11 protein-coding genes are annotated in these 14,462 nt (G+C 61.5%); 10 read left to right on the top strand and 1 reads right to left on the bottom strand.

The window, feature by feature from the left end; genetic code table 11:
• The 8 genes from ACQRCA_RS07850 to ligA form a co-directional block, all read left to right on the top strand.
• On the top strand, positions 1–390 hold a 390-nt coding region (locus tag ACQRCA_RS07850), incomplete at its 5' end, for a transposase (RefSeq protein ID WP_427719799.1).
• A 693-nt stretch (positions 391–1,083) separates the two neighbouring features.
• A complete protein-coding gene (locus tag ACQRCA_RS07845; protein WP_427719798.1) occupies positions 1,084–1,611 on the top strand; it encodes a hypothetical protein in 528 nt (175 codons plus the stop codon).
• 330 nt (positions 1,612–1,941) lie between these two features.
• Positions 1,942–2,634 carry a GntR family transcriptional regulator gene (locus ACQRCA_RS07840; RefSeq protein ID WP_427719797.1) on the top strand — a complete coding sequence of 231 codons (693 nt, stop codon included), beginning with the start codon at positions 1,942–1,944 and terminating at the stop codon, positions 2,632–2,634.
• A 124-nt stretch (positions 2,635–2,758) separates the two neighbouring features.
• Complete coding sequence (locus ACQRCA_RS07835) at positions 2,759–3,781, top strand: LacI family DNA-binding transcriptional regulator (RefSeq protein ID WP_427719796.1); 1,023 nt, start codon at positions 2,759–2,761, stop codon at positions 3,779–3,781.
• Between the two features lie 134 nt (positions 3,782–3,915).
• A complete protein-coding gene (locus tag ACQRCA_RS07830; RefSeq protein ID WP_427719795.1) occupies positions 3,916–5,253 on the top strand; it encodes a glutamine synthetase family protein in 1,338 nt (445 codons plus the stop codon).
• A 50-nt stretch (positions 5,254–5,303) separates the two neighbouring features.
• Positions 5,304–5,966, top strand: coding sequence for a response regulator transcription factor (locus ACQRCA_RS07825; RefSeq protein ID WP_161145500.1), 663 nt, complete (start codon positions 5,304–5,306; stop codon positions 5,964–5,966).
• Between the two features lie 208 nt (positions 5,967–6,174).
• Positions 6,175–7,635, top strand: a complete 1,461-nt coding sequence (locus ACQRCA_RS07820) for a S1C family serine protease (protein ID WP_427719794.1) — start codon at positions 6,175–6,177, stop codon at positions 7,633–7,635.
• A 448-nt stretch (positions 7,636–8,083) separates the two neighbouring features.
• Positions 8,084–10,312: an NAD-dependent DNA ligase LigA gene (gene ligA / locus ACQRCA_RS07815; protein ID WP_427719793.1), complete on the top strand. Its 2,229-nt coding sequence runs from the start codon at positions 8,084–8,086 to the stop codon at positions 10,310–10,312.
• Between the two features lie 155 nt (positions 10,313–10,467).
• Here the strand turns inward: ligA and ACQRCA_RS07810 are convergent, their stop codons facing one another.
• Positions 10,468–11,814, bottom strand: a complete 1,347-nt coding sequence (locus ACQRCA_RS07810) for an MATE family efflux transporter (protein ID WP_427719792.1) — start codon at positions 11,812–11,814, stop codon at positions 10,468–10,470.
• A gap of 208 nt (positions 11,815–12,022) precedes the next feature.
• On the opposite strand from ACQRCA_RS07810, the gene moaA reads away from it, so the two are divergent.
• Together moaA and mobB are read left to right on the top strand one after the other, a co-directional pair.
• The gene (moaA, locus tag ACQRCA_RS07805; RefSeq protein WP_427719791.1) at positions 12,023–13,078 is read left to right on the top strand and encodes a GTP 3',8-cyclase MoaA; all 1,056 of its coding nucleotides are present in this window, start codon (positions 12,023–12,025) and stop codon (positions 13,076–13,078) included.
• Between the two features lie 4 nt (positions 13,079–13,082).
• On the top strand, positions 13,083–14,387 hold the full coding sequence (gene mobB, locus ACQRCA_RS07800; RefSeq protein ID WP_427719790.1) for a molybdopterin-guanine dinucleotide biosynthesis protein B: 1,305 nt from the start codon (positions 13,083–13,085) through the stop codon (positions 14,385–14,387).
• Positions 14,388–14,462 lie beyond the last annotated feature (75 nt).

Genomic DNA, 14,462 nt, shown 5'->3' with positions numbered 1-14,462 from the left:
GCAGCCGAGGCGGGCTCCTTCACGAGGTTCCGGACGGCCCCGGCCTTCGCGAGCTGGTGCGGGCTGGTCCCGTCGGAGCGCTCGAGCGGCGAGACCGAGCGGCGCAGCGGGATAACCAAGACGGGCAACCGGCTCGCCAGGACGGCGCTGGTGGAGTCGGCGTGGCACTACCTGACGTGCACGCCCCGCCCGAAGGCCCCGGCGCCCGGCGCGGACGTCCCCGCGGCGATCCGGGCGCGCGCCGACGACTGCACCGCCAGGCTCTGCCGTCGCCGCGAGGCGCTGGCGGCGGCGGGCAAGAGCCCGTGCAAGGCAAACGCCGCCGTCGCGCGCGAGCTCGCCTGCTGGGTCTGGGAGATCGGGCGCCGGGCGGAGGGGACACTCGGCTGACCCCGTCGGACAACAAGCCTCCCGCCGGGAGGGCCCGCGCCTCGACGCATCGCCGGCGCGCGTTCACGAACCCTTTTTGGGCAGCCCATGGGCCGCGCCCGTGAACAAGACTGGTTTCGGACGAGCGCGCCGGACGGAGAATCGAAATGCGGTGGGGTGCGCGGACATACCGGGCTGACCGCCGGCAGCGCGCCCGCAAGAGCCCGCGGATATTAGCTTGCCAGGCAAGCGTCGACTAAACGTGCAGCGTGCGCGGGCCCTCCCGACGGGAAACGAAAAAGCCCGGTTTAAAACCGGGCCCGAACAAACACGCCTATTGACAATGGCTTTCTCATATTAAAAGGGGAACGGACGCCTTGAACACACCCATCAGACGGGTAACGACGAGGTTGCCGCCATCCCAGGGCGGCTTCATGGAGTAGCGCCCGTACGCATCGTATTTATCCTCTCATAGATGTGCGGCACCAAGAGCCCCGAGTTCATACGAGCTCGAGGCTCTTTTCGTTTGGATTGCAGACGTATTGACAGACGAAAACAGTCTGCGTCCGGTATTGAGCCATACGAAAGCGAAATTATGCGTCTTAATTCCGTACGCAAATCAAGACGAAAACCGTTTGCGTCTCGGATAAATCAGTACGCAAACGGTTTTCGTCTTATATCTTGAAGGCCTACAGGCGAAACGATTCGGCAACGGTGGAGGTCGACCGGTTTGAGTATGGCAGGCTGACGCTCGAAGGCAGCAACGTAACGTTCGACGCGCTCACGTCGGCTCGCCAGGACTTGAGTTTTCACACGCTCGAGCATAAGTGTGTTGAACATCTCGGCATTTCTGAGCTAACGCCGGATATTATGCGCACGCTTCGCTTGCTCGGCAAAGATGGCTATACCAACGCTGCGGCGATTTTGGCGGATAAGAATGATTTTCCGGGCATCGACTGCGTCCGTTTTGGTGATACCGAGGATGTGATCTTGGATCGCGAGGCGGCGACAAATATATCCGCAATTGAGCAGGTGGACAGGGCGGTGGCTATGTTTGCACGCTACTACCGTTATGAACGTATCGAAGGGATGGAGCGCGTCCAAACCGATCGAATTCCTCTCGAGGCGTTTCGCGAAGCTGTCGCAAACGCTTTGGTGCATCGGACGTGGGACGTTCGAGCTATAGCAACCCGCATAGCGCGCCTTGATCATCAACCGTCCGTATTTCGCAGCAACTTATAACAGGCTCGGGGTGCCAATTTGGGGTGCAGTAGTGCTGCGCCACGAAAAGGGCCTATCTACTACGTTTAAGCCTCAGGGGTCAACCATAGTCGGCTTTTTCGAAAATCGACAAGCTGCCTACCTGCGGTTTTGTTTCCACGGTTTTTGGTATGGCCGAGGCTATCCGTGTTAACGTAGTAGATGGGCCACTTTTGTGGCAAGGGGCCGATCTGCGGGCTAGGGTAGCTAAAAGAGCCCCGTCCCAAAAAGACTGGTTGGGAGCTGGGGCGTGTCGATGCGATAGTATTGCATGGTGGTATTCGACTAACCGAGGGTTTATCCGAGGGCTTTATGGAACAGCACCAGCATAATCAAAGCTTGCAAGATCAGGCATACAATGCACTGCGCTCCAAGATCATCTATGCCGAGCTCAAGCCCGGCACGCGCCTTTCGGCGATTGGTCTGGAAAAGGAGACGGGAATCGGGCGTACGCCCATTCGCGAGTCCTTTGTGCGCCTGCGTGAGCAGGAGCTGGTGGAAACGCGTCCCAAAAGCGGCACCTACGTCTCTAAGATCAGCATGGAGCGCGCCGAGAACGCCTGTTTCTTGCGCGAGAAACTCGAGCGAAGCGTACTCATTAAATGCTGCTCGGTCGCCACGCCCGAGCAAAAGCATCGGCTCGATCAGATTCTTGCCGAGTCCGAGTCGCTCGACCATGGCGAAACGCGTCGTTTCTTTGACCTGGACAACCTGTTCCATGAGACGTGTTTTGAGATTGCCGGCCGTCACATGTTGTGGGATTGGATGAAGAGCGTCAATACGCATTTTGAGCGATACAACTGGTTGCGTATGGTGTCGCAGGATTTAGATTGGGAGCCGATTCGTCGGCAGCATCGCCGGATTCTCGAGGCCATTAAGAGGGGCGATACCGACGCGGCGAGCTATCTGGCAGAGACACACCTGCACCTGATGCCCGAAGAGCAAGGTCCGGTTATCGCCTTACATCCCGATTATTTTGAGCTGTCCAAAGACTCGGCTATCTAGCCCATTATCGCATCTGCTCGAGACGCAAAAACGATGCTGCTCACCTACAGCGTTTTGCAACCGAGAATTTTAAAAAATGCCTAAAATGGCTCAGACTGCCGACAATGGGGAAACGGGGTGCGCTATGGCGCAGATGAGAATCAAGGACATTGCCGTCGAGGCGGGTGTGAGCCCGGCCACGGTCTCGCGCTATCTCAATAACCGCCCCGGGCAAATGACCGAGGAAACCCGTGCTCGCATTGCGGAGGTTATCGAGCGCACCGGCTATCGCCCACGTGCCGCCGCGCGCAATCTGCGCAGCTCGCGTACCAACCTCATCGGCGTGATCTTGGCCGACATCGCCAACCCGTTCTCCAGCGCCATGCTCGAGGGCCTTTCCGCCAGCGCCGCCGCGCGCGGCTACTCGCTCATGACAGCCATTAGCGGCAACGATCCCGCCAAGGAGGCCGAGTCGCTCACCAGGCTTATCGACGCTGGCGTGGACGGCCTGGTCGTCAATACCTGCGGTGGTAACGACGAGGCGATCGTCGCGGCAGCGGGACGTCTGCCCGTTGTGCTGCTCGACCGCGACGTTGCCGACGGCGGTGTCGATCTGGTGACATCTAACAACCGTGAGCTGGTCGCCGGCTTGGTAGACGCCTTGACCGCCGCTGGCAGCGAGTGCCTGTGCCTGCTCACCGAGGCAAGCGACGATAGCCCCGTCCGTCGCGAGCGCGACGAGGCCTTTACCGACGAGCTTTCGCGCCGCGGCCTTGCCGGCGAGGTTATCACCTTGGCCGATGGCGGCGCCACGGGCGTCGGCCGCCTAGACGAGACCATCCGCGGCTATGCAGGAAAAGAGCTCGGCCTCATTGCCGTCAACGGCCTGGTTTTCCTGAGCCTGACCGAGGCGCTGGCGCAGCTTGGTCCCTCGCTGCCGGCGGGGCTCAAGATCGCGACGTTTGACGACTGTCCCTGGAACCATGTGCTCTTTGGTGGAGTCACCACGGCCGCGCAGGACACCCTCACCATCGCCGAGCGCGTGGTCGATCGCCTCTCCGAGCGTATCGACGTTGTTACCACCACCGTGGGCGATGCCGCAAAGCTGGCGCCTAAACGCATCGAGGTTCCCGGCCACATCGAACACCGCGCTTCGACCTCGCGCTAGCCGCTCGTTCGTAACTGCCTGTTCGCGCACGTTTTTTGGGCGCTTGATACGCTTTAACCCTGCGGAAACATTTTTCTGCGATAGTATCTGCGATATAGACCAGTCGAAACCCGCCCGAAAGAAAGGGGAGCGACATGAACCAGCAGAACATCGATTACGTACTCCGTTCCGTAGAGCAGCGTGACATCCGCTTTGTGCGTCTGTGGTTTGTCGACATTCTCGGCCGCCTCAAGAACTTTGCCATTAGCCCCGAAGACCTCGAGGTCGCTTTTGAGGAGGGTATTGGCTTTGACGGCTCCGCCATCGAGGGCTTTGCCACGCCCGAGGAAGCCGACATGCTCGCGTTCCCTGACGCCTCGACCTTCCAGATCCTGCCGTGGCGCCCGAGCCATAACGGCGTCGCCCGCGTGTTCTGCGATGTGTGTACTCCCGATCGCAAGCCGTTTGCCGGCGACCCGCGCGACGCCCTGCGCCGCATGTTCTATAAGGCCGAGAAGGCCGGCTACCTGCTCAACGTGGGTGCCGAGCTGGAGTATTACTACTTCCCCGACGAGCACACCCCCGAGCCGCTCGACAACGTGGGCTACTTCGACCTTTCGGTGAGCGATGCCGCTCGCGACCTGCGCCGCAATACGGTGCTCACGCTCGAGAAGATGTCCGTGCCCGTGGAGTACACCTTCCACGCCGCCGGCCGCTCGCAGCACGGCATGAGCTTGCGTCACGCCGAGGCCCTGAGCATGTCCGACGCCATCACCACGGCCAAACTCATCATTAAGCAGCAGGCCTACGAGAGCGGTTGCCACGCCTCCTTTATGCCCAAGCCGCTGGCGGGCGAGGACGGCAGCGCCATGTTTTTGCATCAGTCGCTGTTCGACCACGACGGCAACAACGTCTTTTGGGGCGAGGACGACGAGAAGTACCACCTCTCCGATATCGCCAAGCACTATATGGCCGGCATTCTGGCACACGCGCGCGAGATCAGCGCCATCACCAACCCCACGGTCAACTCGTACAAGCGCATCACCACGGGCGGCGACTCCGTGCCACAGTACGCTACGTGGGGCCTGCGCAACCGCGCGAGCATGGTCCGCATCCCGGTCTACAAGCCCGGCAAGCAGCTGTCCACGCGCATCGAGCTGCGCAGTCCCGATCCCATGGCCAATCCGTACCTGGTCAACGCCGTCACGCTGGCGGCTGGTCTGGACGGCATCGAGCGCAAGCTGGACCTCCCGCCCGAGGCAACGGCCGAAACGCTCAAGCTTACCGACCGTCAGATGGTCGAGGCCGGCTATACGCCGCTGCCGCGCTCGCTCAAAGAGGCGCTCGACGTATTTGAGGACTCGCAGTTTATGAAGGATGCCCTCGGCGAGCACATCCACAGCTTCTTCCTCAAAAAGAAGCGCGACGAGTGGCATAAGTTTGAGTCCACAATCACCGAGTGGGAGATCAAGCACTATCTGGCGAACTCCTAATCGCGCTGGTTCGTTCCAGTACGATTGAGCTCATTTCCTTGGAGGTCGATATGTCCGAAAAGAGTGCCCTGTTCATGGCGCGCACGACGCGCTTCCACGAGTTTGCCCGCAGCTTGACGACCACCCTGGGTGTCGAGGTGAGCCTGGCAACCCCCGATTCGCCGACTGCGGCGCATGACTTTGACCTGCTGATCCTCGATTCCGATGGCATCCGCAGCGACCGCATCGATCAGATTGCCAAATGGCTCGACGACCGCGGCGGCGTTCCCATGTTGGTAATCGTCGACGACGAGGCGCTCGGCACCCTGCGCCTGCCCAATCACGCGCATGCCGACTTTGTATGCCCCACGGCGACGCCCAACGAGCTCAAGGCTCGTGCGCAGCGCCTGATGGGCGAGGAGGAGACCGTCGCCGCCGACGATGTGCTCAACATCGATAACCTCGAGATTAACCTGGCTACCTACCAGGTGACACTCGACGACGAGCCCATCGACCTGACGTTGATGGAGTACTCGCTGCTGAGCTTTTTGGCGACGCATCCCAACCGTGCCTACAGCCGCGAAGTCCTGCTGCACCGCGTGTGGGGCTTTGAGTACTGCGGCGGCACGCGCACCGTCGACGTGCACATTCGACGCATCCGCTCCAAGGTGGGCCCGCAGATTGCGGCACATATCACCACCGTCCGCGGCGTGGGCTATCTGTTTAAGGACTAGCTTTTCACCGCAAAGGGGGCAGGCGCCTTCGTGGTGGTTTTGCCGCATGCGCGGATCCCTTTCGAGTTTGCAGCAGAACTTAAGCATTCCTTAAAGATTGCGTTCTCATACACGTTCGCCCGCATATTGGGGTACAACTCAACGTGAACAATGATGGCCCGCCACATGTTTGGCGGGCCTTTGGTTATTAGACGAAAGGATCGCAGTCATGAGCGAGAACGATTCCCAGCGTCCCCAGGATGCGGGCAACGCTGGCGAGACCCAGCAGCAGCCGCGCGTGCAGGTGGAGTCGACGCCTGCCGACGGCAACATTCCCTACGTGCAGGCCTACGACACACAGACCGGCCAGCCGCTGGGCGGTCAGCAGGTTGTAACCAAGCGCACGGTGGTCAAGACCAAGACCAAAAAGCTACCGATCTTTATTACGGCGCTCGCCGGCTGCGCCTGCGGCGCCCTGCTGGTCATCGCGCTCATTATGAGTGGCACGCTCAACATTGGCGGCGGAAAGAATGTCGTGACGGCGGGTGCTTCGGGTTCATCGACGCAAAAGATTACGATCGACTCCGAGGACACCACGCTTGCCGAGGCCGTTTCTGCCAAGGCCCTGCCCTCCGTCGTTTCCATCACCGCCACTTCGAGCGGTAGCCAGAATGGCTCGCTTTCGCAGTCTGCCGACGAGTCGGATGGTTCGGGCAGCGTCGGTTCGGGCGTGGTGCTCGATACCGAGGGCCAGATCCTCACCAACAACCATGTGGTCGATGGCTATGACCAGTACGTGGTTACCATGGACGACGGTGCCACCTACGAGGCCGAGTTCGTGGGCAACGACGCCTCGAGCGACCTGGCCGTCATCAAGCTCAAGGATGCTGACGCCTCCAAGCTCACCCCGATCGAGATTGGTGATTCCTCCAAGCTCAACGTGGGCGAGTGGGTCATGGCGATCGGCTCGCCGTTCGGCAACGAGCAGTCTGTCTCCACGGGCATTGTGTCGGCGCTCTATCGCTCCACGGCCATGAGTTCTACCAGCGGCAACACCATCTACGCCAACATGATCCAGACCGATGCCGCCATCAACCCGGGCAACTCCGGCGGCGCGCTCGTTAACGACAATGGCGAACTCGTGGGTATTAACTCTCTTATCGAGAGCTACTCGGGCTCCAGCTCGGGCGTGGGCTTTGCCATTCCGGTCAACTATGCCAAGAACATCGCCGACCAGATCATCGACGGCAAGACGCCGGTTCATCCGTACCTGGGCGCCACGCTTTCGAGCGTCAACGCGCTCAACGCCCGCACTAACAATCTCGGCACCGATAGCGGCGCGTATGTGGCAAGTGTCGTCAAGGACGGTCCTGCCGCCAAGGCTGGCATCCAAGAGGGCGATGTCATCACCAAGCTGGGTGACGATGAGATTACGAGCGCCGATGGCCTGATTATCGCGCTGCGCAGCCACGAGGTGGGCGAGAAGGTCGAGATTACGCTCGTGCGCGGCAAGGAAGAGAAGAAGGTCACGGTCGAGCTGGGTTCTGATGAGGAGCTGCAGAACCAGCAGCAGAACGACAGCGCGACCGACACCGGCAACGGCGGCATTACCGACGAGCAACTGCGCCAGTACCTGGAAGAACTGCTGGGCCAACAGGGTCAGGGGCAAGGCTACGGTCAGGGTTTCTAACGAGCTGTATCGCACATATCGAAGCCAGAGGGGCTGTTCCGCCAGCGCGGGACAGCCCCTCTTCTCTTATTGATCCGTTGGGGACGGAGGAAAACGGATCATTTAGAAATGGCAAGGGCATGGTTCGGAAGGGCTTGGACAGTTAGTTCAGATTTGTATAAAACGGGTGCGGTCAGAGGCGTGTTTTGAGCGGTTTTGAAATGAAAGACGGGCCGAGATGGGTGTCTCGAAGACGGAAGCAAACCTAATTTGCCGTTCAGAACGATTGATTGGGGCGAAAAGCCGATATTTCAGCTCGATTCGGCGCGCGTAATTATACAAATCTGAACTAACTGTCCAACCCTGGTCCGGTCGCTGCCAATTCGGTGCGGTTTGAGACTGCTATTCGGCCCCATCGCGACCGGTGGTACTCTTGTATCCGTTTGAAATCGAGCGAAGGAGTGCCGCTATGGAGCAATCGAGCCTGTTTGGTGACGGCGTGGACATCGATACCGAAACGCCAGCGAGCACGGATACCGCTGCGCCGGCCGATACCCGTGCCCAGGCGGCAGCGCGCGCGGCTGAGTTGCGCCACGAGCTCGACTACCATGCTTACCGCTACTACATGCTCGATGCGCCCGAGATCACGGACGCTGCCTTTGACAAAATGCTCGTTGAGCTGCAGGAAATCGAGGCTACCTACCCTGACCTGGTGACGCCCGACAGCTATACCCAGCGCGTGGGCGGCTACGTGAGCGAGCAGTTTACGCCGGTCAAGCACATGGCGCGCATGTATTCCATGGACGATGCCATGGATCTGGACGAGCTCGACGCTTGGCTCCAGCGCACCGAGGATGCGCTCGGCGCCGGTAGCGTCACCTATACCTGTGAGCTTAAGATCGACGGTCTGGGCGTCGCGCTTACCTACCAAAACGGCACCTTTGTGCGCGCCGCCACGCGCGGCGACGGCACCACGGGCGAGGACGTGTCGCTTAATGTGCGCACTATCAAGGATGTGCCCATGCACCTGTCCGAGCCGGCGCTCGCTCACATGGGCGCCGACCGCGAGCGCACCATCGAAGTGCGCGGCGAGGTGTACATGCCCAAGGGCAGCTTTGTTCGCCTGAATGAAGAGGCCGATGCCGAGGGCCGCGACCCCTTCGCCAACCCGCGCAACGCCGCTGCCGGATCCTTGCGTCAGAAGGATCCCAAGGTCACGGCGCGCCGCGACCTGGCCACCTTTATCTATGCCATCGCCGATACCGATCCGCTGCACGTCCACAGCCAGCGCGAGTTTCTGGACTGGTTGCGTAGCGCCGGCTTTAGCGTCAACCCTAACGTGGCTCGTTGTGCCACGCCGGCCGAGGTCCACGAGTTCTGTGCCCAGGCGCTCGAGCACCGCGGCGACTTGGATTACGACATCGACGGCGTGGTCGTAAAGGTTGACAGCTTCCAGCAGCAGCTCGACCTGGGCTTTACCGCTCGCGCACCACGCTGGGCCATTGCCTTTAAGTTTCCGCCCGAGGAAAAGCAGACCATCCTGCGCGAAATTCGCATCCAGGTGGGCCGCACCGGTGTGCTCACGCCGGTCGCCGAGTTCGACCCGGTGACGGTTGCCGGCTCCACCATCGCGCGCGCCACGCTGCACAACATCGACGAGATCCGCCGCAAAAACGTGCGCGAGGGCGATACCATCATCGTGCACAAGGCGGGCGACGTTATCCCCGAGGTCGTGGGTCCGGTGCTCGACAAGCGCCCGGCCGATTCGGTTGACTGGCACATGCCCGAGGTCTGCCCCGTGTGCGGCAGCCCCGTGGTCCACGAGGATGGCGAGGTGGCTTACCGCTGCGTGTCCATCGACTGCCCCGCACAGCTCAAGGAGCGCCTGCTCCACTGGGTGAGCCGCGGCTGCATGGACGTCGATGGCCTAGGCGACGAGATCGTCGACAAGATGATCGCCGCCGGCCTGATTCACGACGTCGCAGACTTCTACCAGCTCACGGTCGACGACATCGCAGGCCTGGACACGGGGCGCACCTATGCCAGCTCCAACAGCAAAAAGGGCGTTAAGAAGGGCGACCCCATCCCGGTAGGCCTCAAGACGGCCGAAAAGATCATCGCCGAGCTCAACAAGTCCAAGAGCCAGCCGCTCGGTCGCGTGCTGTTTGCCCTGGGCATCCGTCACGTGGGCAAGAGCGTGGGCGAGGTCATCGCCGAGCGATTCCTGTCGATTGACAAGCTTATCTTGGCGAGCGAAGAGGATATTGCCGAGTGCGAGGGTATCGGCCCCAAGATTGCGGCGAGCGTCAAGCAGTTCCTGGCCGTGCCCGAGAACCTTGCCGTCCTGGAACGTCTGCGCCAGGCGGGCCTGTCGCTCGAGGTCGATTTGGGCGCCGCGCACGCGCAAGCCGCAGCCGCCGCTGGCGTGGCAGGCGAGCTCGCCGACGCACAGCCGCTCGCGGGTCTGACCTTCGTGCTCACCGGCACGCTCGTCAACCGCACGCGCGACGAGGCGGGCGCGGCGCTCAAGGTGCTCGGCGCCAAGGTTTCGGGCAGCGTATCAAAGAAGACGAGCTATCTGGTTGCCGGTCCCAAAGCGGGTTCCAAGCTTACCAAGGCCGAGCAGCTGGGCGTACCCGTGCTGGACGAGGATGCACTCGAGCAGATCTTGGCTACCGGTGAGGTGCCCCAGGCTTAAGGCATCAATAGTCAAATTGAAGAACCGCCCGAAAGCGCGATGCCTTCCGGGCGGTTCTTACTTTGTTGGGGAAACCGGCATCGTGATCTGCGTCACGTAGGTCGCGGGGTCGTCGCTGATGATGTCGTCAATGAGGGCGATTTCGCGTTGCCCCGCTACGCTGCTAACTTGTCAAAAGCCCCGCGCCGGTTGAGCACGGTAAACGCGACAACACAGATGACTGCCGACAGAATCGACCCGCACGGCGAGGCGATGCCCATGGGAAACAGCGTGTCGGAATAGGCGTTCGACAGCAGCCACGCGCCCGGCACGCGAATGAGTGCCACGGCCAGCACGTTGTGCGCAAAGCCGATGTAGCTCTTGCCATATGCAGCGAAAAAGCCGCTAAAACAAATGTGGATGCCGGCAAAAATCGCGTCGAAAATATAGCTGCGCATATAGCCGGTGCCGGCAGCGACTACTGCAGCGTCCTTGGCAAAAAAGCCAATAAACGCCGGCGCCACCATCCACATCAGCACCGTGATCAGGCAGCCGTACACCACCGAGATGGTCATGGCGTCTTTGAGCACCTGACGCGCACGGTCGCCCTTGCCCGCGCCGGCGTTTTGCGCCGTGAGTGCGCTGACGGTGGCGCCCATGGAACTCGGTACAATGAACAAAAAGCTGATCATCTTTTCGACCAGGCCCACGGCGGCGGCGTCGACCAGGCCGCGATGGTTGGCGATGACGGTGATAAACATAAACGCCACCTGGATGCAGCCGTCCTGCACGGCCACGGGCACGCCGATCTTAAGGATGCTGCCGAGCACCTCGGGCTGGGGACGCAGGTCGCTACGCTTAACGTGGATGTTCGTGCGGCGGCTCTTAAGCCACACGAGCGCGAGGGCAACGCTTGCCGTCTGGGCGGTTACCGTGCCGAGTGCCGCACCCACGGGGCCGAGCCCCAAGTGGCCGATAAACAGAAAATCGAGCGCGATGTTGATGATGCACGCCACGCCGATCACGTACATGGGCGAGCGCGAATCGCCCAGCCCGCGAAAAATGGCCGAGAGGATGTTGTATGCGGCGATAAACGGAATGCCGACAAAGCAGATGCGCAGGTAGGCGGCGGTTCCTTCGACTGCCTCGGCTGGCGTGCCAATAAGTGCCACGATCTGCGGGCACAGTGCGAGCAGGATGGCTGCCAGCACTACCGAGACACCCATAAACAGCGTGATGGTGTTGCCGATGACGGTCTCGGCGCGATCGAAGCGGCGCGAGCCCACGGCGTGGCCGACGATAACCGTCGTTCCCATGGCCAGACCCACGAGCGTCACGGTAATGATATAGAGCGTCTGCGCGCCATTGCCCACGGCGGTGATGCCGGCGGCACCGCTAAACTGCCCCATCATGTACAGGTCGGCCATGCCGTAGAGCATCTGCAAAAAGTACGAGAGCATATAGGGCAGGGCAAAGACCGCGATGGTCTTAAGGACATTGCCGCGTGTGAGGTCGTGTTCCATAGGTGGGGCTTTCTGGCTGGGTCTGTTTCCGTACCAGTGTAGTGAAAACCCTACAACGATTGTAGAGTCAAGGTTTGTGTGTTGAGGATGGGCTTGGAAAGCCGGTCTTGTTCGAAGCGACCTGTCCTGTCGTACGGGTGTCGGCATGATTCTCTCGTGGGGTATTATGTTTTTCGAAGAATAAAACGCCGCGTGAGGGGAGGGCTGCGTGGACGGGCACGTGCAGCATGACGGTTTTGGCCGCGATATCAACTACCTGCGCATTGCCATTACCGACAAGTGCAATTTCCGCTGCATTTACTGCATGCCGGCCGATGGCGTGGCGCCCCGTGCACACGACGAGTTACTCAGCGCCGAGGAAATCGCCCGCTTTGTGCGCTTGGTGGCGGGGGAGGGCATTCGCCGCGTGCGCCTGACGGGCGGCGAGCCGCTGGTCAGCCGCCGTATTATTCCGCTTATTCGCGACATCCGCGCGATCCCTCAGATCGAGGACATCTCGCTCACCACCAACGGCGCCCTGCTGCCCAAGCTGGCGCCGCAGCTCAAAGATGCCGGGCTTAACCGCGTCAACATCTCGCTCGACACGCTCGACCCTACGCTCTTTGGAAAGATCACGCGCCTGGGTCGGCTCGAGCAGACCATGGCCGGCATCGACGCGGCGCTGGCTTGGGGCTTTGAGCCTGTTAAGGTCAACTGCGTTGTTGTGCGCCGGCTCAACCAGGATGTGGCGGCCCTCGCGCGGCTCACGCTCGACCGTCCCATCCACCTGCGCTTTATCGAATATATGCCCATCGGCGACGAGCACACGAGCTCGCATTGCGCTGTGGACCCGCATGCGCCTGCGCTCAATCCCGAGCTGTGGGACGCGAGCGATACCGTGCCGAGTGACGAGCTGCGGGCGCGCATCAATGCCGGGGCCACCGCGACGGGACTGGGCGAGCTCGAGCCGCTCGACATCAACGACGCCCCTGCTGGCGCGGGCCCTGCGCGCTATTGGCGCTTTCCGGGCGCGGCGGGAACGGTTGGCTTCATTAGCGCCATGTCCAACCATTTTTGTGCGAATTGCAACCGTCTGCGCCTGACGGCCGATGGCAACGTGCGTCCATGCCTGTTTAGCGATGCCGAGTATTCGGTGCGCGACGCCCTGCGCCGTGGTGATGATATGCAGGTACTTTCGATTTGGCGCGATGCCGTGGCCCACAAACCGCAGGAACACGCGATAATTGAGGGCACGCAACGATTTATGTCCCAAATCGGAGGATGATCATATGGCCAAGAGCAGGTACGCCGACGCCACCAAGGCTGCTCGCAGGGCCGCGATGTCTGCCCGCAAAGTCACGGCCGCGGCGAATGCTGGCAACACCGACGCGTCCGCGCAGCCGACTTCCAGCGCGGCCACCGAACCCGCCCGTGACGCACGTCGCAACGAGCTGACGCACGTGGATGCCAAGGGCGAGGTGCGCATGGTCGATGTGTCCGACAAGGCCGAGACTCATCGCATCGCCATCGCCGAGGGCACCATTCTCATGCATCCCGAGACACAGGCCATGGTGCTGCAGGACCGCGCCAAAAAGGGCGACGTGCTTGCCTGCGCGCGCGTGGCGGGCATCATGGCCATCAAACGCACGAGCGACATCATTCCCATGTGCCATCCGTTGCTCATTACCAAGAGCAAGTGCGACATTGCGCCCATCGCTCCGGCGGGGACGCCGGCCGAGGATATGCCCGAGGGCTGGGCACCGGCGCGCGCGGACGGGCAGGTTGGCTTTCACGTACTGGTTACGGCCGGCGTGACGGGCAAGACGGGTATCGAGATGGAGGCCCTGACCGGCGCGAGTGCCGCGTGCCTAACGATCTACGACATGTGCAAAGCGGTTGATCGCGGTATGGAGATCGTCGACGTGCGCCTGCTGCACAAGGAGGGCGGCCGCTCGGGCGTGTGGGACCGCGCAGAGCGTCAGGCCGCTGCTGTTGAGGCCGTGGCCACTGACGGTGCCGCACCCGCGAGCGCACCCGTCGCCGTCGCGCCCGCAGCTCCGACACCGGCCGTCCCCGCGATCGCGTTTATCGGCTACCAAAACTCGGGCAAGACCACGCTCGTCGAGAAGGTTATCGCCGAGCTCACCCGCCGTGGCCTGCGCGTGGGTTCGCTCAAGCATCACGGGCACCACGGCTTTGATATCGACGTGCCCGCTAAGGATACCTGGCGCCATCACCAGGCCGGATCCAAGCACGTGGGCCTCATCTGCGCCACGCGCTGGGCGGAGTACGCCGACACGCGCGAGGGGGACGAGATGCCCGCGCGCGAGCTGCTGTCGCGTTACAACGATGTCGACGTGGTGATCATCGAGGGCTACAAGACCGAGGGCTTCGACAACATCGTGGTCGCGCGCTCCGGTGTCGACCGTCTGCGCGGCAAGAGCTCGCTCGACCTGGTCGACGGCCGCACGCTGGCCCTTGCCTGCAATGAAGCCCTGGCACGTCAGGCCTTCGACGCAGGCTTTGCGACCCGAGCCATCAACATCAACGACGCCCGCGCCATCTGCGACCTTATCCAAGACCATCTGGCCTAAAACCTGCCAAAAAGGGACAGGTTTATTTTGGCAGGTTTTATCTGGGCAAACGTCATTTCCACCACAGAGGGTCCA

Source organism: Collinsella sp. SGI.095 (assembly GCF_050314535.1).
Taxonomy (GTDB): Bacteria; Actinomycetota; Coriobacteriia; order Coriobacteriales; family Coriobacteriaceae; genus Collinsella.
This window is presented reverse-complemented; position numbering and strand designations above follow the sequence as displayed.